Consider the following 20,003-nt stretch of genomic DNA (forward strand, 5'->3'; position numbering starts at 1 on the left):
CCGAGCAGGCCGCCCACACCCACCACCTCGCCACGGCGCAGGCTCAGGTCGACCGGGTTCAGCGTGCCACGCCGGCCCAGGCCCGCGGCTTCGAGCAAGGCGGCGCCGGTGCTTTCAGCGGCGGCTTCGTTGCGGCCCGCGGCCGCGCTCAACTCGCGCCCGACCATCGCGGTGATCAGCGCGGCCGGCGGCAACTCGGCCTTCAGGTATTCGCCCACGAGCTCGCCGTTGCGCAACACCGTGATGCGGTCGGAGATGGCATACATCTGCTCGAAGAAGTGCGTGACGAACAAGATCGCCATGCCTTCGCCACGCAGCTGGCGCAGCACCGCGAACAGGCGCTCGACCTCCTGCTCGTCGAGGCTCGAGGTGGGCTCGTCGAGGATCAGCACCTTCGCGTCGACCCCGAGCGCGCGCGCGATGGCCACCATCTGCTGCACGGCCACCGGGTAGCTTGCCAGCAGGCGTGTCACGTCAATGTCGAGGTTCAGGCGCGCCAGCAGCGCGCGCGCGCCCTGCTGCATGCGCGCCCAGTCGATGCGCCACAGCCCGGCCGCGCCCTTGCGCGGGTAGCGCCCGGCGAAGATGTTCTCGGCCACCGACAGGTTGGGGCAGAGGTTCACCTCCTGGTACACGGTGCTGATGCCCAGGCGCTGCGCCGCGGCCGGCGAGGCCGGGCGAATCGCCACGCCGTTCAGCGTGAGCTCGCCGGCGTCGGGCGCGTGCACGCCGGTCAGCAGCTTGATCAGCGTCGACTTGCCGGCGCCGTTCTGCCCCATCCGGGCGTGGACTTCGCCGGCCCGCAGGCGAAAGTCCACGCCCGAGAGGGCCAGCACACCGGTGAAGCGGCGCGTGAGCCCGCGCGCTTCGAGTACGACGTTCGAGCTCAAGGGCCGAGTCGGCAAATACGGTCAGCGCAACGCTCAGTACTTGCGGTTCGGGAACTCCTTGGCCGCCACTTCCATCGGGAACACACCTTCCTGCGTGACGATGCGCTTGGGCAGCGTCTTGCCGGCCTTCAGGTCTTTCACGGCCTGCATCAGCTGCGGCCCGAGCAGCGGGCTGCACTCGACGCTCACGTTGAGCTTGCCGGCGATCATGGCTTCGAAGGCGCCCTTCACCGCGTCGATCGAGATGATGACGATGTCTTTTGCGGGCTTCATGCCGGCTTCTTCGATCGCCTGGATCGCGCCGATCGCCATGTCGTCGTTGTGCGCGTAGAGCACGTTGATCTTCTTGCCCTCGGCCTTCAGAAAGGCTTCCATCACTTCCTTGCCCTTGGCGCGCGTGAAGTCGCCGGTCTGGCTGCGGATGATCTTGAACTTCGGGTCGGCCTTGATGATTTCTTCGAAGCCCTTCTTGCGGTCGATCGCCGGCGCCGAGCCCACGGTGCCCTGCAGTTCGACGATGTTCACCGGCGTGGTCGAGCCCTTCGTCTTCTCGACCAACCAACGCCCGGCGCGGCGGCCTTCTTCGACGAAGTCGGAGCCCATGAAGCTGACCCACAGGCTGTCGTCTTTCTCGTCGACGGCGCGGTCTGAGAGCAACACCGGGATCTTCGCGGCCTTGGCTTCACGCAGCACCGTGCCCCAGCCCGAGGCCACGACCGGCGAGAACGCGATCACGTCGACCTTCTGTGCAATGAAGGCACGCAAGGCCTTGATCTGGTTTTCCTGCTTCTGCTGGGCGTCGGAGAACTTGAGTTCGATGCCGGCCTCTTTGGCCGACGACTTGATCGACTCGGTGTTGGCGGTGCGCCATTCGCTTTCGGCGCCGACCTGCGAAAAGCCGAGCACGATCTTGCCTTGCGCGAAGGCGGGGATCGGCAGGCCGGCAGCGATCAGGGCCTGGACAACGGTACGTCGTTGGATGTTCATGTCTCTTGTCTCCTCGTGGGGTGGTGGTACTCAGTCGGTGCTGAATCGGTGCACGGTCGTGCTCTGGAACGTCTCGCCGGGCCGCAGCACGGTGGACGGGAATTCGCGGCGGTTCGGCGAGTCGGGGAAGTGCTGGGTCTCCAGGCACACGCCGTCGCCTTGCCGGTACGCCTGGCCGGCGCTGCCACGCAGCCGGCCGTCTAGAAAGTTGCCGCTGTAGAACTGGATGCCGGGCTCGGTGGTCTCGATGTCCATCACCCGGCCCGACACCGGCTCGGCCAGCCGCGCGGCGTGCACCAGGCCCTTGCTGCCGGCGCGGTCGAGCACGAAGCAGTGGTCGTAGCCGCGCCCGGCCATGAGTTGTGCATGGCCGCTGCGGATGCGCTCGCCGATGCGCGTGGGCTGGCGAAAGTCGAACGGTGTGGCGTCGACCTCGGCGATCTCGGTCGGGATCAGCGTGGCGTCGACCGGCAGGAAAAAGCTCGCGTTGAGCGTGAGCTCATGGTCGAGCGCGCTGCCTGCGCCGGCGAGGTTGTAGTAGCCGTGGTGCGTGAGGTTCAGCACCGTCGCGCGGCTGGTGCTGGCGCGGTAGTCGATGCGCCATTCGTTCGCTGGCGTCAGCGTGTAGCGCACGGTCACGTCGAGCCGGCCGGGGTAGGCCTCGTCACCGTCTTCGCTCGTGAGCTTGAGTTCGAGGGCCACGCTGCCGTCGGCTTGCGGCGCCAGCGGCTCGATCGCCCACCAGCGTTTGCCGAAGCCGCCCGGCCCGCCGTGCAGGGCGTTCGGCCCGTCGTTGAGCGAGAGCTGGTGCGGTTCGCCGTCGAGCATGAAACGCCCGCCGCGAATGCGGTTGCCGAAGCGGCCCACCAGCGTGCCGAAGTTCGGGTTGCGCTCGACGTAGTCGTTCAGTTCGCTGAAGCCCAGCACCACGTTCGCGCTGCGGCCTTCGCGGTCGGGGCAGTGCAGCGCCGTGACGATGCCGCCGTGGTTGATGGCGCGCAGCACCAGCCCGCGCCCGTTGTCGAGCGTGTACTCGAAGACGGCGCGGCCATCCGGCAGGTGGCCGAAGAGGCGCACCGTGGCCACGCGCTCAGGTCCAGCCGCCATCGACGATGAAGTCCTGCGCAGTGCACATGGCGCTGTCGTCGGCCGCGAGAAACAGCGCCATGCGCGCGATGTGCTCGGGCAGCAGCGGCTGGTTGATGCACTGGCCGCGGGCGATCTCTTCCTTGCCGGCGTCGGTGAGCCAGAGGCGGATCTGCTTTTCAGTCATCACCCAGCCCGGCACCAGCGTGTTCACGCGGATGTTGAACGGCCCGAAGTCGCGCGCCAGGCTGCGCGTGAGGCCCTGCACCGCCGACTTGGACGTGGTGTAGACCGGCATGCCGCCCTGCTTGAGCTTCCAGCTCACCGAACCGAAGTTGACGATCGAGCCGCCGCCGGCGGCCTTCATGTCGGCCGACACGTTCTTGGCGGCGAAGAACTGGTGCTTCAGGTTCACCGAGACGCCGGCGTCCCAGCTTTCGGAACTGGTGTCTTCGATCTTGTGGCGCTGGTCGTTCGCAGCGTTGTTGAGCAACACGGTGATCGGGCCGATGCGCTCGCGCAGCGTGCCGATGGCGCGGTCGAGCGCAGCGATGTCGGTGAGGTCGGCGGCCACGAAGGCCGGCGCGTGGCGCGCGGTGCCGAGCCGCGCAGCGAGGGCCTGGCCGGCGCCCGCGTCGATGTCGATGAAGCCGACCCGCGCGCCTTGCGCCACGAAGGCTTCGACCAGGGTCGCGCCGATGCCGGTGGCGCCGCCGGTGATCAACACGCCGCGGTCTTGCAGGCTCGGGTAATGAGCGAATGAGGTCATGGGCTGGCCAAGGAAGCTGCGCTATAAGGTCATACTAAAAGACAGTCTGAACGGCAATCAGAGGGAAAACACTCACTGTCGGTAACATAAAGATAGACTTTATTATTCGCACGCCACCACGTCCGCGACCCCTTGCCCATGACCGCCCCGCGCCCCCCGCTCCGCTCTGCCGCCTGGTTCGGCACCGCCGACAAGAACGGTTTCATGTACCGCAGCTGGATGAAGAACCAGGGCATCCCGGACCACGAGTTCCACGGCAAACCGATCATCGGCATCTGCAACACCTGGAGCGAACTCACGCCTTGCAACGCGCACTTTCGCCAGCTGGCAGAACGGGTGCGGCGCGGGGTGTTCGAGGCCGGCGGTTACCCGGTCGAGTTCCCGGTGTTCAGCAATGGCGAGTCGAACCTGCGCCCCACGGCCATGTTCACGCGCAACCTCGCCAGCATGGACGTGGAAGAAGCGATCCGCGGCAACCCGATCGACGCGGTGGTGCTGATGGTCGGCTGCGACAAGACCACGCCGGCGCTGCTGATGGGCGCGGCCAGTTGCGACGTGCCCGCCATCTGCGTGACCGGCGGGCCGATGCTGAACGGCAAGCACCACGGCAAGGACATCGGCTCCGGCACGGTCGTGTGGAAGCTCCATGAGGAGGTCAAGGCCGGCACGATCTCGATGCACGAGTTCTTGTCGGCCGAGGCCGGCATGTCGCGTTCGGCCGGCACCTGCAACACGATGGGCACGGCGTCGACGATGGCCTGCATGGCCGAATCGCTCGGCGTCTCGTTGCCACACAACGCCGCGATCCCCGCGGTCGATGCGCGTCGCTCGGTGCTCGCGCACATGAGCGGCATGCGCATCGTGCAGATGGCGCTCGAGGGACTCACGCTGTCGAAGATCCTCACGCGCGAAGCGTTCGAGAACGCGATCCGCGTCAACGCCGCGATCGGTGGCTCGACCAATGCGGTGATCCACCTGAAGGCGATCGCCGGCCGCATCGGCGTGCAGCTCGATCTGGAAGACTGGACGTGCATCGGCAAGGGCACGCCCACGCTCGTCGACCTGCAGCCTTCGGGCCGCTTCCTGATGGAAGAGTTCTATTACGCCGGCGGCCTGCCCGCGGTGCTGCGCCGCCTCGGCGAGGCCGGGCTGCTGCCGCACCCCGGCGCGCTCACGGCCAACGGCATGAGCCTGTGGCACAACGTGAAAGACGCGCCCATGCTCAACGACGAGGTGATCCGCCCGCTGGACAAACCGCTGGTCGCCGACGGCGGCATGTGCGTATTGCGCGGCAACCTCGCACCGCGCGGCGCGGTGCTCAAGCCTTCGGCCGCCACCGCGTCGTTGCTGCAGCACCGCGGCCGCGCCGTGGTGTTCGAGAACCTCGACGACTACAAGGCCCGCATCAACGACCCCGAACTCGTCGTCGACAAAGACTCGGTGCTGGTGCTCAAGAACTGCGGCCCGCGCGGTTACCCCGGCATGGCCGAGGTGGGCAACATGGGCTTGCCACCGAAGCTGCTGGCGCAAGGCGTGACCGACATGGTGCGCATCAGCGACGCGCGCATGAGCGGCACCGCCTACGGCACGGTGGTGCTGCACGTGGCGCCCGAAGCGCGCGCCGGCGGCCCGCTGGCGGTGGTGCAGGAAGGCGACTGGATCGAGCTCGACTGCGCCGGCGGGCGCCTGCACCTCGACATCAGCGACGCCGAACTGCAATCGCGCCTGGCGGCCTGGCAGACAGCGAAGCAAGCTCGCCCGCTCGATGGCGCGGGCTACCGCAAGATCTACGTCGACCACGTGTTGCAGGCCGACGAAGGCTGCGACTTCGACTTTCTGGTCGGCTGCCGCGGTGCGGCCGTGCCCCCGCACTCGCACTGAAGGGCGCACCCATGAACCAGCCACGCTACCGCGGCGTTTTCCCCGTCGCGCCGACGACCTTCACCGCATCGGGCGAGCTCGACCTGCCGAGCCAGAAGCGCTGCATCGACTTCATGATCGACGCCGGCTCGAACGGCCTGTGCATCCTGGCGAACTTCTCCGAGCAGTTCGTGCTCGCCGACGAAGAACGCGAGCTGCTCACGAAGACCATCCTCGAACACGTGAACGGCCGCGTGCCGGTGATCGTGACCACCACGCACTTCAGCACCCGCGTGTGTGTCGAGCGCAGCCGCCGCGCGCAGGCGATGGGTGCGGCGATGGTGATGGTGATGCCGCCGTACCACGGCGCCACGATCCGCGCGCCCGAAGCGCAGACCTTCGAGTTCTTTGCCGAACTGTCGGGCGCGCTGACGATTCCGATCATGGTGCAGGACGCGCCGGTCAGCGGCACCGTGTTGAGCGCGCCCTTTCTGGCCCGCATGGCGACCGAGCTCGAACACGTGGCCTACTTCAAGATCGAGACGCCGGGCGCGGCGGCCAAGCTGCGCGAGCTGATCCGCCTGGGCGGCGCTGCGATCGAAGGCCCGTGGGACGGCGAAGAAGCGATCACGCTCTTGCCCGACCTCGACGCCGGTGCCACCGGCGCGATGACCGGCGGCGGCTACCCCGACGGCATCCGCCGCATCGTCGACGCCTATGCGGCCGGCCGGCGCGACGAAGCCATCGCCGAGTACACCCGCTGGCTGCCGCTGATCAACTGCGAAAACCGCCAGGGCGGGCTCTTGTCGGCCAAGGCGCTGATGCAAGAAGGCGGCGTGATCGCCTGCGAAGCACCGCGCCACCCCTTCCCCGCCATGCACCCCGCCACGCGCGCCGGGCTGATCGAGACCGCACGCCGGCTCGACCCGCTGGTGCTGCGCTGGGGCCGCTGAACCCGCTCTTCACACAAACCGAGAAGGAGACACACCCATGAAGTTCACCAAGACGCTCACGCTCATCGCCGCCACGAGTGCGCTGCTGTTCGGCAGCACCGTGCAGGCGCAAGACAAGGGCACGGTCGGCGTGTCGATGCCGACCAAGTCGTCGGCGCGCTGGATCTCCGACGGCGACAGCATGGTCAAGTCGCTGAAGGACAAGGGCTACAAGGCCGACCTGCAGTACGCAGACGACGACATTCCGAACCAGCTGGCGCAGGTCGAGAACATGATCACCAAGAAGGTGAAGGTGCTCGTGATCGCGGCGATCGACGGCACCACACTGTCGAACGCGCTGCAGAAGGCGGCCGACGCGGGCATCAAGGTCATCGCCTACGACCGGTTGATCAAGGGCTCGAAGAACGTCGACTACTACGCCACGTTCGACAACTTCCAGGTCGGTGTGCTGCAGGCGAACTCGATCGTCGACAAACTGGGGCTCAAGTCAGGCAAGGGCCCGTTCAACATCGAACTCTTCGGCGGCTCGCCCGACGACAACAACGCTTTCTTCTTCTACGACGGCGCGATGAGCGTGCTCAAGCCCTACCTCGACAGCGGCAAGCTGGTCGTGCGCAGCAAGCAGATGGGCATGGACAAGGTGGGCACGCTGCGCTGGGACGGCGCCGTCGCCCAGGCGCGCATGGACAACCTGCTCAGCGCCTACTACGGCAACGCCCGTGTCGATGCGGTGCTGTCGCCCTACGACGGTTTGTCGATCGGCATCCTGTCGTCGCTGAAGGGGGTGGGCTACGGCACGCCGAAGCAGCCGATCCCGGTGGTCTCGGGGCAGGACGCCGAGGTGGCTTCGGTGAAGTCGATGCTGCGTGGCGAGCAGAGCTCGACCGTGTTCAAGGACACGCGTGAGCTGGCCAAGGTCACCGTGACCATGATCGACCAGATGCTCAGCGGCAAGAAGGTCGACATCAACGACACCAAGACCTACAACAACGGCGTGAAGGTCGTGCCTTCGTACCTGCTCAAGCCGGTGAGTGTGGACGTGTCGAACTGGAAGCCGGTCCTGATCGACAGCGGCTACTACAAGGAAGCGCAGATCAAATAGGGCGTTCGATGAGTCTTCTGGAGATGCGCGGCATCACCAAGCGCTTTCATGGCGTGACCGCGCTGAACGACGTGAACCTCGCGGTGCGCGCCGGCGAGATCCACGCCGTGGTGGGCGAGAACGGCGCCGGCAAGTCGACGCTGATGAAGGTGCTGAGTGGCGTGTACCCGCACGGCGACTACGAGGGCGCGATCCACTTCGAGGGCGCCGAGCGGCACTTTCGCGGCATTCACGACAGCGAGCGTGCCGGCATCATCATCATCCACCAGGAGCTCGCATTGGTGCCGCTGCTCTCGATCGCCGAGAACATCTTTCTCGGCAACGAGGTGGCGCGCGGCGGCGTGATCGACTGGTTCGCGGCCTTCGCGAAAACGCAGGCGCTGCTGCGCAAGGTCGGCCTGAACGAAAGCCCGAGTGCGCTGGTCACCGACCTGGGCGTGGGCAAGCAGCAGCTGGTCGAGATCGCCAAGGCGCTGTCGAAAGAAGTGAAGCTGCTGATCCTCGACGAGCCGACCGCCAGCCTCAACGAGACCGACAGCGATGCGCTGCTCGCGTTGCTGATGGGGCTCAAAGACCAGGGCATCGCCTGCATCCTGATCTCGCACAAGCTGAATGAGATCGCGAAGGTGGCCGACAGCATCACCGTGATCCGAGACGGCAGCACCGTGAAGAGCTTCGACTGCCGCACCGAGACCGTGGGCGAAGACCAGGTGATCCAGGCGATGGTCGGCCGCGAAATGGCCGACCGTTACCCGAAGCGCACACCGCAGCTCGGCGACACCGTGTTCGAGGTGATCGACTGGCGCGTGCACCACCCGGAACACGCCGACCGGCTGGTCGTGAAGGGCGTGAGCCTGCACGCCCGCCGCGGCGAGATCGTCGGCATCGCCGGCCTGATGGGCGCGGGACGCACCGAGTTCGCGATGAGCGTGTTCGGCCGCTCCTATGGCCGCCGCATCAGCGGCGAAGTGCGCCTGGGCGGGCGCGCGGTCGACGTGAGCACGATCGGCAAGGCGATCGCCGCCGGCATCGCCTACGTCACCGAAGACCGCAAGGGCCTGGGGCTGGTGCTCGACGACGACATCCAGCGCAACATCACGCTGGCGAACCTGGCCGGCGTGTCGCGCGCGGCAGTGATCGACGACGGGCGCGAGTTCAAGGTCGCCACCGACTACCGCCAGAAGCTGCGCATCCGCTGTTCGGGCGTGGAACAACCGGTGGTGAACCTGTCGGGTGGCAACCAGCAGAAGGTGGTGCTCGCGAAGTGGCTGTTCGCGAACCCCGAGGTGCTGATCCTCGACGAGCCGACGCGTGGCATCGACGTCGGCGCCAAGTTCGAGATCTACACGCTGATGGCCGAGCTGGCCGCTGCCGGCAAGTGCGTGGTGATGATCTCGTCTGAAATGCCGGAGCTGCTCGGCCTGTGCGACCGCATCTACGTGATGAACGAAGGGCGCTTCGTCGGCGAGTTCAGCGGCGCCGAAGCGTCGCAAGAGAAGATCATGCGTTCCATCGTCACCGCAGGAGCCGCCTGATGGCCGAGCCGACCACCGCCGCCGCACCTGCCCGCGCAGGTTTCCTGCAGTCGAACCTGCGTGAGTACGGCATGCTGATGTCGCTCGTCGTGATCATGGCGCTGTTTCAGTTCCTGACCGACGGCACGCTGCTGCAGCCGCTGAACCTCACGAACCTGGTGCTGCAGAACAGCTACATCGTGATCATGGCGCTGGGCATGCTGCTGGTGATCGTGGCCGGCCACATCGACCTCTCGGTGGGTTCGGTGGTCGGTTTCATCGGCGCGCTGGCCGCGGTGCTGATGGTGCAGTTCGGCTGGCATTTCGTGCCGGCCACGCTGGTGTGCCTGCTCGCGGGGGCCGCGATCGGCGGGGCGCAGGGCTGGTTCGTGGCGTTCTTTCGCATCCCGTCGTTCATCGTCACGCTGGCGGGCATGCTGGTGTTCAAGGGCCTGAGCCTGGCGTTGTTGCAGGGCCAGTCGGTCGGGCCGTTCCCCGAGAGCTTCCAGTTGCTGAGCTCGGGTTTCATTCCCGACTGGTTGGGCGGCGAGTCGCTGCGCACGACTTCGCTGCTCGCCGGTGTGATCGGCGCGTTCGCCTTGCTCGTGGCAAAACTGCGCGAGCGCGGCCACCAGACGGCGCATGGCATGGCCACCGAGCCGCGTGCCTTCTTCGTGGCAAAGAACCTCGTCTTCGTCGCGATCATCGTCGCGTTCAGCTGGAAGCTCGCTTCGTACAAGGGCTTGCCCAACGTGCTGGTCATCATGACGGCGCTGATGCTGTTCTACGACTTCATCATGACCCGCAGCACCGTGGGCCGGCGCATCTACGCGATCGGTGGCAACGAGAAGGCGGCGCGGCTGTCGGGCATCAAGACCGAGTGGTTGTCGTTCTGGACTTTCGTCAACATGGGCGTGCTGGCCGCGGTGGCCGGGCTGGTGTTCGCGGCCCGGCTGAACACCGCCACGCCCAAGGCGGGCACCGGCTTCGAGCTCGACGTGATCGCCGCCTGTTTCATCGGCGGTGCGTCGGCTTCGGGCGGCGTGGGCAAGGTGCTGGGGGCGGTGATCGGTGCGTTCGTGATGGGCGTGATGAACAATGGCATGTCCATTCTCGGCATCGGCATCGACTACCAGCAGGTCATCAAGGGCCTGGTGCTGCTCGCCGCGGTGTTCGTCGACGTCTACAACAAGAGGAAGAATTGAACGCCGCCCACGGTCACCGCGACTACCGCCAGCCCCCCGACCGCAAGAGCATGCACGCGCGCATCGTGCGCGACCTGGGCATGCGCATCGTGGCCGGCGAGTTCGCGCCCGGCGAGCGCCTGCCGGCCGAAGCCGCGCTGCTGGCCGAATACGACGTGAGCCGGCCGGTGCTGCGCGAAGCGACGCGGGTGCTGGTGGCCAAAGGCCTGGTGCTCTCGCGCCAGCGTGCCGGCGCCACGGTGCGGCCGCGCAGCGAGTGGCACTTGCTCGACCCAGACGTGTTGTACTGGCTGATCCAGACGCAGCCACCGCCGGCCTTCGTCGAGACCCTGCTCACGGCGCGCCGCGTGTTCGAGCCGGCCGCCGCCGCCCTGGCGGCCAAGGTCGCCAGCGACGCTGACTTGAAAGGCATTGCCGAGGCCTACGCCGGCATGGAAGCGGCGCGCACGCCCGAAGAACTGCTGGAGCCCGACCTCGCCTTCCACCGCCGCATCGCCGAGGCCACCCACAACGACCTGCTCGCCTACATCGGCAACATGCTGTCGCTCGCGTTGCGCGAGTCGATCAAGCTCAGCAGCAAACACCCGAACACGCACGCGCTCTCGCTGCCACGGCACAAGGCGATCCTGACCGCGCTGCTCAACCGCGACCCGCTCGCGGCGCAGCAGGCCACGCTGGTGCAGCTGAAAGAAACGCGGGTCGACCTGAGCGAGGTGCTCGAGTCGGGCAACAGCCTGATCTGAACGCGCGCTTCAGCCGGCGAACATCGGCGCCGGCAGGCCCGGTTCGGGCAGCTCGATCGCGAACAGCGCGCCCGCCAGTGGCTGCGCCGCGAGCTGCGCGGCCGACAGGTCGGAGCGAGCGCTCGTGATGTACAGGGTTCGCAGGTCGGCGCCACCGAACGCGCAGTTGGTGATGTGGTCGGTGGGCAGCTTCACGCGGCCCAGCTCCGCGCCGCTCACCGGGTCGTGGCAGCTCACGCAGGCGCCGCCCCAATGGGCGATCCAGAGGCGGCCGGCCGCGTCGGTCGTCATGCCGTCGGGCAGGCCGTCGCCGGCGGCGAAGCGCAACCATTCGCGCTGGTTCGTGAGCGCGCCGCTGGCCGCGTCGAAGTCGAACGCGTGCACGCGGCCCCGCACCGTGTCGTTGACGTACATGGTGCGATCGTCGATCGACCAGGTCGGCCCGTTGGTCACGGCAAAACCCAGCGCGTGCCGCACGCACGCGCCGCTGGCGTCGTAGCGGTAGAACGCGCCGGTCCGGGCCTGGCACGCGAAGTCCATCGTGCCGCCCCAGAAGCGGCCGTGGCTGTCGCACTGGCCGTCGTTGAACCGGTTGCCCGCCGGCTCTTCCACGGGCCGGCAGAGGTAGCGCGGTACCGCGCCCGGCGCGTCGGGGTCGAACGATGCGAAGCCGCGCCGCAGCGTGACGATCAGGCCCGCGGCATCGCGCCGTTCGGCCACCGCTGAAATCTCTTCGTCGAAGCGCCACTCGCCGCGCGCACCGTCGGCCGGGCGGTAGCGAAAGAGCTTGCGCTCCAGGATGTCGACCCACCAGAGCGACTGCGAGCGTGCCGACCAGCACAGGCCTTCGCCGAGCGTGGCGCCGGCTTCCCACACACAACGGAGTTCGCTCATGGGCTTCGATCGATGAAGAAAAATCTAGACGGCCAGCGGCAGCTCGCGCAGGCGTTTGCCCGTCAGCGCGAACAGCGCATTCGCCAGCGCCGGTGCGATCGGCGGCGTGCCCGGCTCGCCCACGCCGCCGGGGCTGCGGGTGCTGGGCACCAGGTAGGTCTCAACGCGCGGTGCATCGGCCAGCTTGACCACCGGGTAGTCGGGGAAGTTCTTCTGTTTCACCACGCTCGCGTCGATGTCGATGCGGCCGTGCAGCGCCGCGCTCAGGCCGAAGATGACCGCGCCTTCCATCTGCTGCGCCACGATGCCGGGGTTGACGACCGTGCCCACGTCGGCCGCACACACCACGCGGTGCACGCGCGGTTTGCCTTCGACCAGCGAGACCTCGACCACCTGCGCCACGATGCTGCCGAAACTTTCGTGCAGCGCCACGCCACGCGCGCGGCCGGCGGGCAGCGCACGCGCGGCGCCGAAGCCGGGCCAGCCGGCTTTTTCAGCCGCGAGCTTCAGCACGGCCGCATAACGCGGTGCCTCTTTCAGCAGCGCCAGCCGGAACTGCACCGGGTCTTGCTTCGCTTCGAACGCGAGTTCGTCGATGAAGCCTTCGGAGAAGAACGCGTTGTGCGAATGCCCGACCGAGCGCCAGAAACCCACCGGCACACCGCTGCGGGTGGCCACGTGGGCCATGCGCTGGTTCGGCACCGCGTACATCAGGTCGAACAGGCCCTCGGCCGTGGTCTTGTCGGGCATGTCGACCGGGCCGGCCAGTGCCGGCAGGGTTCTTTCCATCCAGCGTGGCGTGATCGCGTCGCCGGCACTCGTGATCGTGAGCGCCACGGGCAAGCCTTGCGCGTCGAGGCTGGCCTGCAGGAGCGCCACGCCGGCCGGGCGGTAGAAGTCGTGCGTGGTGTCTTCTTCGCGCGGCCACACCAACTGCACCGGGCGGCCGCCGGTTTCGATGGCGATGCGCACCGCCTGGCCGACGAAGTCGACGTCGAGCCGGCGCCCGAAACCACCGCCCAGGTAGGTCACGTGCACGGTCACGGCATCTGCCGCCACGCCAGCCACCTGCGCCGCGGTGGCACGCGCCATGCTCGGCACCTGCGTCGGCAGCCAGAGTTCGACCTTTCCGTCCTTGACCTGCACGGTGCAGTTGATCGGCTCGAGCGCCGCGTGCGCGAGGTAGGGCGCGCGGTAGACCTGCTCGAGCTTGCGCGGCGCGCTGGCGGCGGCCTGCTTCACGTCACCCCGCGTGTGGAACGCCAGGCCGCCTTCGCGTTCGGCAGCCTGGCGCGCTGCGCTTTCGAGCGACTGCATGATCGCCGCGCTGTCGAGCGTGCCCGCCGGTGGCGCCTGCCACTCGATCTGCAGCGCGTCGGCACCGCGTTTGGCGTGCCAGTAGGTCGACCCGACCACGGCCACGGCCGCGGTGGAGCCGGCATACGGCCCGAGCCGCACGACACGTTCGACGCCCGGCAGCTTCATCGCCGCCTCGACATTCACCACGCCCGGGCTGCCACCCAACATCGGGCAGTGGCGCACCACGGCGAACACCTGGCCGGGCTGGCGCACGTCGATACCGAAGCGCGCGCTGCCGTTGCTCTTGGCCGCCAGGTCGGTGCGCGGCGCGGCCGTGCCGATGAGCTTCCAGTCCTTGCGGTCTTTCAGCATCACGCTACCCGACGGCGTGGCCGCGGCCGTCTTCGCGAGCTCGCCGTAGTGCGCCTTGGGGCCCGACGGGTGGCTCACCACACCGTCGGTGACGACGAGCTCTTCGAGCGGCAGCTTCCATTGCAACGACGCCACGCCGAGCAGTTGCGCACGCGCCGTGGCCGCGGCCAGGCGCAGCACGTCCCACGCATCGGCCACGCTCGACGAACCGCCGGTCACGCTGATGCCGAGTTCACGCGCCACTTTCGAGACGACCCACTGCCCGGTCTTCACGAGGCGCGACTCGGCACCGGGTTCACTGTCGCCGGGGTGGAAGGGCAGGCTCGCCACGAACATGGCCACGTTGCCGTAGAGCTTGTCGGCCCCGGCGTCGACGAGCCTCACCTTGGCCAGCGACACGTCGAGCTCTTCGGCCACGAGCATCGCCAGCGCGGTGTGCACGCCCTGCCCCATCTCGCTGCGGTTCATCGCCAGCAGCACCGTGCCGTCGGCGGCGATCTTGATCCAGCCGTTCAGACCGAATTCTTCATCGGCCTTCGGCATCGTGCCGGCCGCGCCGAGCCGGCTGCGCGGTGGCAAGACGCCCCAGCCCACGACGAGCGCGGCAGCGGCCCCCAGGCCGCTGAGGATGAGCGTGCGGCGCTTCATGCGCGGGCCTTCACGATGGTGCGTTGGCCGCTGTTGTCGCCGCGCACCGCGGCCGCGGCGGTCTTGATCGCTTCACGGATGCGCGGGTAGGTGCCGCAGCGGCAGATGTTGGTGATGGCGGCGTCGATGTCGGCGTCGCTCGGGTTGTTGTTCTTCGCCAGCAACGCGGCCGCGGCCATCAGCATGCCGCTCTGGCAATAACCGCATTGCGGCACCTGGTGCGTGGCCCACGCGGTTTGCAGCGGGTGCGGTTTGTCGGCGCTGGCCAGCGCTTCGATCGTGACGATGCGCTTGCCGGCCAGCGCCGAGAGCGGCGTCACGCAGGAACGCAGGGCGGCGCCGTCGACATGCACGGTGCAGGCGCCGCAGGCGGCCACGCCGCAGCCGAACTTGGTGCCGGTGAGGTTGAGCACGTCACGCAAGGCCCAGAGCAAGGGCATCGCGGGGTCGACGGCCGCATCGGGCAGGTTGCGGCTCTGGCCGTTGATGTCGAGTTCCATGCGCGTCGATTCAATCGAGGATCACATCGGTGCGCACCACGCCGGCCCGGTCGGCGCGCGCGGTCATCGCCAGGCGTGTGCCCCTGGGCGCACGCACCACCCACTCGACGACGGCGCGGTCGGCCGTGACTTCGCGGTTCGGCAGGAAGGCCTGCATCGTCGCCTTGGGTGCGTGGCCTTCGAGCTGCGGGCCTTCGATGCGCGGCTTGCCGCTGACGAGCGAGACGCTCGGGTCGTCTTCTGGCAGATGCAATTCGAAGACCACGCCGCGCACGGTCTTGCGGGCCAGCGCACGCTTGGTCACGTAGGCCGGCAGCCAGCCGCTGTTGGCCACGGCGAAACGCACACGCCAGGTGTCGGGGCCGAGCGCGCGCACTTCGGTGCGCAGCAGTTCGAGCCTGGGCAGGCTGAGCGCGATCTGGTTCATCCAGGCCGGGAAACGCTCGACCTCTTTTTCGCGCAGGTGCGGCGGCGGGTTGCGCCAGAAGTTCATCTTGTCCCAGCCGCCGATCTCGACCTGCCCGAGTTGCGGGTGCAGAAAGGGCTTCCAGTCGACGTGGGCGCGGCCTTCGCAATGCTCGTCGCTCCACTTCAGCAGCTTCAGGTCGTCGGCCTCGGGGTGGTCGCGGTACCAGTCGACCCATTTGTAGTCGGTGATGCCGGCCGCCTTGTTCGGGGCCCACAACTCGACCACCCAGAACAAGGCGCCGAGGTGTTCGTACAACCAGTCCTGCGTGCCGCCGATGGTTTCTTTCGGGTGGTACTTGAAGTCGTGCCAGATGCTCACCGCCGGGTAGCCGGTGAGCGAGGCACCGAGCGCGCTGAAGCGTTTGATCGACCACAGGTCTTCGGGGATCATGTCGTCGTCGCTCATCGTGCCCATGGGCCGCAGGATCACGCCGCTGTGGGTGTGGTAACTGATGGCTGCGCCGATGTTGGGGTGCGCGATCACGAAGTCGACCATCGCGCGCACTTCGGGTTCGCTGGCCGGGTAGGCACCGGCGCCGACCTGCTCGAATTCCTGGCGCCAGAAGGCCGGGAAGTTGCGGTTCAGGTCGAGGCCTTCCACGTCTTTGTTGACGTTGATCGTGAGGCCGTCGTAGTTCTCGATCAGGCCTTCGGGCATCACGCGGTAGTACTCGCCGCCGAACTCGCCGGGCTGGCGCGGCACCATCAGGCGCGGGTCGTGCGTGCTCTTGCGGTAGGTGCCGTGCGGGTCGGGGATGCGCATGAACAGGGCGCGGCCGTCGCCGTCCACGTCTTCGACCGTGAGGCCTTCGACCGGCTCTTCGTCGAACGGGTAGCGCTTCGTGCTGGAACGGATGTGGCGCGGCTTGTCGGCGAGCGCGAGTTCGGCGCCGTCGGGGTTCAGGCGCGGGCACAGGTAGACGGTGCGGGTGTCGAGCAGCTGCGTGACCTGGTCGTCGAGGCCGTGGCCGACGACCAGCCGGTGCAGGTAGTACAGCACCGCGGTGCTGGCGGTGAGCTCGGCGGCGTGGATGTTGCCGTCGGCCCAGAAGGCCGGTTTGTCCTGGTGCCCGCCGGTGGCGGTGTTGGTGACGGTCACGACCCAGATGTCGCGGCCCTCGAAGCTTTTGCCGATCGAGGCCACCGAGACCAGGTCGGGCCGCGCGTCGGCGTAGTCGAACAGCAGCCGCGAGAGCTCGGTGTATTTGTAGAAGGTGTCGAAATGCGGCGTGGGCAGGGCGGGGGTGGTCATGGGCGGCGGCGGGGGCGAGAGTCGATGCAGCTTACAGCAGCCTCGCCGGGCGGCGGCTCAGCCCCCCACCACGGCACCGTCCACGAAAACCCGCAGCTCCCCCGGCGCGAACGCGGTCCAGGCTTCGTTGTTCGTGAGCGGCTCGGTCACGACGATGGCCACGCGGTCGCTCGCCGAGGTGAGCTCGGCGAAGTCGACGGTCACGTCTTCGTCCTGCAGCGAAGCGCGCACGAACGGGTGCTGGCGCACCAGGTGGTGCAGGTGCGTCGAGCAGTGCGCCCACAGCGCCTGGCCGTTGCTGAGCATGAAGTTGAAGGTGCCGTGTTTCGCGGCCACGGGCGCCAGCTCGCGCAGCGTGGCCGTGAGCTCGGCGATCGGCGGCACGCTGGCGTGCGCCTTGGCGAGCTCCTGCATCAGCCAGCAGAACGCGCGCTCGCTGTCGGTGCCGCCCACCGGGCGAAAGGCGCCGTGCAGGCGCGGCTCGAAACCCTTCAGGTCGCCGTTGTGCGCGAACACCCAGTAGCGGCCCCACAGTTCGCGCACAAAGGGGTGCGTGTTCTCGAGCGCCACGCGCCCCTGCGTGGCCTTGCGGATGTGGGCGACGATGTTGTCGCTCTTGATCGGGTAACGCCGCACCATCTCGGCCACCGGCGAGTGGCGCGCGCTCTGCGCGTCGACCATCAGGCGCACGCCGGCGCCTTCGAAGAAAGCGATGCCGAAACCGTCCTTGTGCTCTTCGGCGCGCGTGGAAAACCCGGTGAAGCTGAACATCACGTCGGTCGGGGTGTTGGCGTTCAGGCCGAGCAACTGGCACATGGGTGGGGCGAAGGGGCAAGGGTGATCGTGTCCTCGGCATTGTCGGCCACGCCGTTCGGGTGCCGACCTGCCCGGTCTGCCCGAAAGGGCAGGTGCCCGAAGGTGCCCGGCGGCGCAGAATCCGGGTCGTCCGTCGACTCGGGTCGACGGTGACCGTGCCGCCGACACCATCTGACCATGAACCTCCTGCTGATCGACGACCACCCGCTGTTCGGCGTCGGCTTCGCCCATGCGGTGGCCCACGCGCGCCCCGACGTCGCGGTGCAGACCGCCGCGAGCATCGAGCAAGGCTTGGCGCTGGCCGCGTCGGCGCCCGCGCTCGACATCGCGCTGATCGACTACCGGCTCGGGCAAGGCGATGGTCTGGCCGGCATCCGCCGCTTCGGCAACGAGCACCCTCTGGTCGCCAGGGTGTTGATCTCGGGCGACGAAGACGCTGCACTGGCGGCCCGCGCCCGCGCTGCCGGGGCGTCGGCCTTCCTCGGCAAGTCGCTGGCGATCTCGCAGATGCTGGCGGCGCTGCACACCGTGTGCGAGGGCGGCGAGCACTTCGAGCTGACGCGCGCCGAATCGCCCATGGCGTCGGCCGGCGCCGGGCCGACCGCGCGTCAGCTCGAAGTGCTGACGCTGATCGCCCGTGGCCGGCAGAACAAGCAGATCGCCGACGAGCTCGGCATCGCCGAACGCACCGTGAAACTGCACGTCACGGCCCTGTTCGACACGCTGAAGGCGCGCAACCGCACCCACCTTCTCGTGCGGGCACGCGAACTGGGGCTGTCATGACGGCCAGGGCTCTCGATCGACTGACCCGGCTCGCCGGGCTGGACGGCGCCGAGCCTGAGCAGCTCGAGCGCCTGCTGCGCCCCGGCCTCGGGGTGCTGCTGCTGACGACGATCGCCGTCGGCCTGGTCACCGCGGTCGACGCAGAGTTGGGAGCGCGGCTCGCCCGCGTCGCGTCAGCCGGGTCTCTGGTCGGCGCGGCCAGCGCGGCGCTGGTCGAGATCTTCACCTGCCCGTTGATCGTCTGGCTGGTGGGCTTCGGCTGCGTCAGCGTGGCCCGCATCGCGGTCGGCCGCTGCATCTCGCACAGCGTGGCGGCCGGGCCTGAGCTTCGCACCTGGGCGGTCTGGGCGGTCGGCGGCATGCTGCTGCACTCCGCACTGTGGGGCGTGGTCTGCGTCGTGCTGCTGAAAGAGGGCAACGCACACTACGAGTCGGCCCTGCATGTGGTGCTGCTGGCCGTCACGATGGGTGCGAGCGTGCCGCTGGCGGGCTTCTTCCGGGTCCAGGCCGCGCACGTGGCGCTCACGCTCGGGCCGCTGCTGGTGCGCGACTTCCTGATCGGCGGTGAATACCACGGCTACCTGGCGGCGCTCGGCGTGCTGGTCGGCGCCTACACACTGATCAATGGTCGGCATCAGTCGCGTGCGCTGAACGAACTGCTCGCGCAGCGCCGACGCAACGCGAAGCTCGTGGAGGCGTTGCGCCAGGAGAACGAACGCAGCGAAGCCGCTCGCCTCCGGGCAGAGGAAGCCAACGCCGCGAAGACGCGCTTTCTGGCCGCCGCCAACCACGACCTGCGGCAGCCGCTGCACGCGATGGGGCTGCTCGCGCAGACACTGCGCAGCCCGCGGTCGAAGACGGCGGTGGCCGACGTTGGCGACCACATCATCGAGTGCGTCGAGGGCATGACGGAGGTCGTCGACGAGCTGCTCGACATCACAAGGCTCGATGTCGGCAACATGACGCCGCGATGGTCGGCTTTCGCGCTCGGAGAACTGCTCGCCGAAACCTGCCGGCCGTACGGCACGGTGGCGCGCGGCAAGGGGCTTTCGCTCGTCGTGCTCGGCGAGCCGGTGTACGTGCGCAGCGACCGCGCGCTGCTGGCACGCGTGATCTCGAACCTCGTCTCGAACGCGATCCGCTACACGCCGAGCGGCGCGGTGCGCGTACTGAGCCGCGTCGACGGGCAGCAGGTGCTGCTCAGCGTCGAAGACAGTGGCATCGGCATGGCCCAGGATCAGCTGCCGCGCATCTTCGAAGAGTTCTACCAGGTCGGAAACCCGGCGCGCGACCGGCGTCTCGGGCTCGGCCTGGGGCTGGCGACCGTCAAGCGGCTCAGCGACAAGCTCGCGCTGCAGGTGAGCGTGCGCTCGACGCCCGGGCAGGGCAGCGTGTTCTCGCTGACACTGCCAATCGCGGCACCCGACGAAGCCGTCGCACCGGTTGCCACGACAGACGATCTTCCAGCCACGCGTCTCGGCACACAGCAGGTGTTGGTGGTCGAGGACGACAGCGATTCGCGCAACGCCTTGCTCGGGCTGCTGCGGGCCTGGGGCTACGATGCCCACGCCGCAGCGTGCGGGCCCAGCGCCGTGGCGCTGCTGCGCAGTGGCGCCTGCCGGCCCGATGCGCTGGTGGTCGATCTGCGCCTGCCCGACGGGGCGAGCGGCACCGAAGTGATCCACGCGTTGCGCCGCGCGGCGGGTGCCGAGCTGCCGGCCACGATCGTCACGGGCGACGTGGGCGGCGAACGCATGCGCGCTGCCCAGGCCGAGGGATTCGCGGTTCTCGTCAAGCCGGTGCGGCCGGTGCAGATTCGCGCGTTTCTGAACCAGGCTTTCGCGCTGCAATGAGCGTCATCC

17 protein-coding genes are annotated in these 20,003 nt (G+C 68.2%); 8 read left to right on the forward strand and 9 right to left on the reverse strand.

Annotated features, from left to right (window positions below; translation table 11 throughout):
* From AC30PD_RS10070 to AC30PD_RS10085, 4 genes are all read right to left on the reverse strand, one after another.
* Window positions 1–890, reverse strand: an 890-nt coding sequence (locus AC30PD_RS10070) for a sugar ABC transporter ATP-binding protein (RefSeq protein WP_489535525.1), incomplete at its 3' end; no start/stop codon positions are given.
* Between the two features lie 33 nt (window positions 891–923).
* Window positions 924–1,877, reverse strand: coding sequence for an ABC transporter substrate-binding protein (locus tag AC30PD_RS10075; protein WP_489535526.1), 954 nt, complete (start codon window positions 1,875–1,877; stop codon window positions 924–926).
* A gap of 30 nt (window positions 1,878–1,907) precedes the next feature.
* A complete protein-coding gene (locus tag AC30PD_RS10080; RefSeq protein WP_489535527.1) occupies window positions 1,908–2,984 on the reverse strand; it encodes an aldose epimerase family protein in 1,077 nt (358 codons plus the stop codon).
* Window positions 2,968–3,732 carry an SDR family NAD(P)-dependent oxidoreductase gene (locus AC30PD_RS10085; protein ID WP_489535528.1) on the reverse strand — a complete coding sequence of 255 codons (765 nt, stop codon included), beginning with the start codon at window positions 3,730–3,732 and terminating at the stop codon, window positions 2,968–2,970. The genes AC30PD_RS10080 and AC30PD_RS10085 overlap by 17 nt, the downstream gene beginning before the upstream one ends.
* A gap of 138 nt (window positions 3,733–3,870) precedes the next feature.
* Between AC30PD_RS10085 and AC30PD_RS10090 the strand changes: the two genes are divergently transcribed.
* From AC30PD_RS10090 to AC30PD_RS10115, 6 genes are read left to right on the forward strand one after another with little or no spacing between them, the layout of a single operon-like run.
* The gene (locus tag AC30PD_RS10090) at window positions 3,871–5,613 is read left to right on the forward strand and encodes an IlvD/Edd family dehydratase (protein ID WP_489535529.1); all 1,743 of its coding nucleotides are present in this window, start codon (window positions 3,871–3,873) and stop codon (window positions 5,611–5,613) included.
* Between the two features lie 11 nt (window positions 5,614–5,624).
* Complete coding sequence (locus AC30PD_RS10095) at window positions 5,625–6,545, forward strand: dihydrodipicolinate synthase family protein (protein WP_489535530.1); 921 nt, start codon at window positions 5,625–5,627, stop codon at window positions 6,543–6,545.
* A gap of 37 nt (window positions 6,546–6,582) precedes the next feature.
* A complete protein-coding gene (gene chvE, locus AC30PD_RS10100; protein ID WP_489535531.1) occupies window positions 6,583–7,647 on the forward strand; it encodes a multiple monosaccharide ABC transporter substrate-binding protein in 1,065 nt (354 codons plus the stop codon).
* 8 nt (window positions 7,648–7,655) lie between these two features.
* A complete protein-coding gene (gene mmsA, locus AC30PD_RS10105; protein ID WP_489535532.1) occupies window positions 7,656–9,182 on the forward strand; it encodes a multiple monosaccharide ABC transporter ATP-binding protein in 1,527 nt (508 codons plus the stop codon).
* Entirely contained in the window at window positions 9,182–10,366 is a 1,185-nt protein-coding gene (gene mmsB, locus AC30PD_RS10110; RefSeq protein WP_489535533.1) for a multiple monosaccharide ABC transporter permease, read from the forward strand. Before mmsA ends, mmsB begins: the two co-directional genes overlap by 1 nt.
* 50 nt (window positions 10,367–10,416) lie before the next feature.
* Window positions 10,417–11,109 (forward strand): FadR/GntR family transcriptional regulator, encoded by a 693-nt coding sequence (locus AC30PD_RS10115; protein WP_489535571.1) that lies wholly within the window; start codon window positions 10,417–10,419, stop codon window positions 11,107–11,109.
* 9 nt (window positions 11,110–11,118) lie between these two features.
* Here the strand turns inward: AC30PD_RS10115 and AC30PD_RS10120 are convergent, their stop codons facing one another.
* Genes AC30PD_RS10120 through AC30PD_RS10140 form a run of 5 tightly spaced genes read right to left on the reverse strand, consistent with a single transcriptional unit; the run spans window position 11,119 to window position 17,358 of the window.
* Window positions 11,119–12,003: an SMP-30/gluconolactonase/LRE family protein gene (locus AC30PD_RS10120; protein ID WP_489535534.1), complete on the reverse strand. Its 885-nt coding sequence runs from the start codon at window positions 12,001–12,003 to the stop codon at window positions 11,119–11,121.
* Window positions 12,004–12,027: 24 nt separating this feature from the next.
* Entirely contained in the window at window positions 12,028–14,322 is a 2,295-nt protein-coding gene (locus tag AC30PD_RS10125; RefSeq protein WP_489535535.1) for a xanthine dehydrogenase family protein molybdopterin-binding subunit, read from the reverse strand.
* Window positions 14,319–14,822 (reverse strand): (2Fe-2S)-binding protein, encoded by a 504-nt coding sequence (locus AC30PD_RS10130; protein WP_489535536.1) that lies wholly within the window; start codon window positions 14,820–14,822, stop codon window positions 14,319–14,321. Before AC30PD_RS10130 ends, AC30PD_RS10125 begins: the two co-directional genes overlap by 4 nt.
* Window positions 14,823–14,832: 10 nt before the next feature.
* Window positions 14,833–16,542 (reverse strand): M14 family metallopeptidase, encoded by a 1,710-nt coding sequence (locus AC30PD_RS10135; RefSeq protein ID WP_489535537.1) that lies wholly within the window; start codon window positions 16,540–16,542, stop codon window positions 14,833–14,835.
* A 57-nt stretch (window positions 16,543–16,599) separates the two neighbouring features.
* Window positions 16,600–17,358 carry a class II glutamine amidotransferase gene (locus AC30PD_RS10140; protein WP_489535538.1) on the reverse strand — a complete coding sequence of 253 codons (759 nt, stop codon included), beginning with the start codon at window positions 17,356–17,358 and terminating at the stop codon, window positions 16,600–16,602.
* Between the two features lie 177 nt (window positions 17,359–17,535).
* Between AC30PD_RS10140 and AC30PD_RS10145 the strand changes: the two genes are divergently transcribed.
* On the forward strand, window positions 17,536–18,141 hold the full coding sequence (locus tag AC30PD_RS10145; RefSeq protein WP_489535539.1) for a response regulator transcription factor: 606 nt from the start codon (window positions 17,536–17,538) through the stop codon (window positions 18,139–18,141).
* The gene (locus AC30PD_RS10150) at window positions 18,138–19,994 is read left to right on the forward strand and encodes an ATP-binding response regulator (protein ID WP_489535540.1); all 1,857 of its coding nucleotides are present in this window, start codon (window positions 18,138–18,140) and stop codon (window positions 19,992–19,994) included. The genes AC30PD_RS10145 and AC30PD_RS10150 overlap by 4 nt, the downstream gene beginning before the upstream one ends.
* The last annotated feature ends 9 nt before the right edge of the window (window positions 19,995–20,003 follow it).

Source organism: Rhizobacter sp. (assembly GCF_032229685.1).
GTDB lineage: Bacteria > Pseudomonadota > Gammaproteobacteria > Burkholderiales > Burkholderiaceae_C > LMDS01.

Coding starts and splice junctions, on each gene's coding strand:
- AC30PD_RS10095 (WP_489535530.1), top strand. CDS start 5,625: ATGAACCAGCCACGCTACCGCGGCGTTTTCCCCGTCGCGCCGACGACC.
- AC30PD_RS10120 (WP_489535534.1), bottom strand. CDS start 12,003: ATGAGCGAACTCCGTTGTGTGTGGGAAGCCGGCGCCACGCTCGGCGAA.
- AC30PD_RS10090 (WP_489535529.1), top strand. CDS start 3,871: ATGACCGCCCCGCGCCCCCCGCTCCGCTCTGCCGCCTGGTTCGGCACC.
- AC30PD_RS10080 (WP_489535527.1), bottom strand. CDS start 2,984: ATGGCGGCTGGACCTGAGCGCGTGGCCACGGTGCGCCTCTTCGGCCAC.
- AC30PD_RS10115 (WP_489535571.1), top strand. CDS start 10,417: ATGCACGCGCGCATCGTGCGCGACCTGGGCATGCGCATCGTGGCCGGC.
- chvE (WP_489535531.1), top strand. CDS start 6,583: ATGAAGTTCACCAAGACGCTCACGCTCATCGCCGCCACGAGTGCGCTG.
- AC30PD_RS10140 (WP_489535538.1), bottom strand. CDS start 17,358: ATGTGCCAGTTGCTCGGCCTGAACGCCAACACCCCGACCGACGTGATG.
- AC30PD_RS10085 (WP_489535528.1), bottom strand. CDS start 3,732: ATGACCTCATTCGCTCATTACCCGAGCCTGCAAGACCGCGGCGTGTTG.
- AC30PD_RS10150 (WP_489535540.1), top strand. CDS start 18,138: ATGACGGCCAGGGCTCTCGATCGACTGACCCGGCTCGCCGGGCTGGAC.
- AC30PD_RS10145 (WP_489535539.1), top strand. CDS start 17,536: ATGAACCTCCTGCTGATCGACGACCACCCGCTGTTCGGCGTCGGCTTC.
- AC30PD_RS10130 (WP_489535536.1), bottom strand. CDS start 14,822: ATGGAACTCGACATCAACGGCCAGAGCCGCAACCTGCCCGATGCGGCC.
- mmsB (WP_489535533.1), top strand. CDS start 9,182: ATGGCCGAGCCGACCACCGCCGCCGCACCTGCCCGCGCAGGTTTCCTG.
- AC30PD_RS10135 (WP_489535537.1), bottom strand. CDS start 16,542: ATGACCACCCCCGCCCTGCCCACGCCGCATTTCGACACCTTCTACAAA.
- AC30PD_RS10075 (WP_489535526.1), bottom strand. CDS start 1,877: ATGAACATCCAACGACGTACCGTTGTCCAGGCCCTGATCGCTGCCGGC.
- mmsA (WP_489535532.1), top strand. CDS start 7,656: ATGAGTCTTCTGGAGATGCGCGGCATCACCAAGCGCTTTCATGGCGTG.
- AC30PD_RS10125 (WP_489535535.1), bottom strand. CDS start 14,322: ATGAAGCGCCGCACGCTCATCCTCAGCGGCCTGGGGGCCGCTGCCGCG.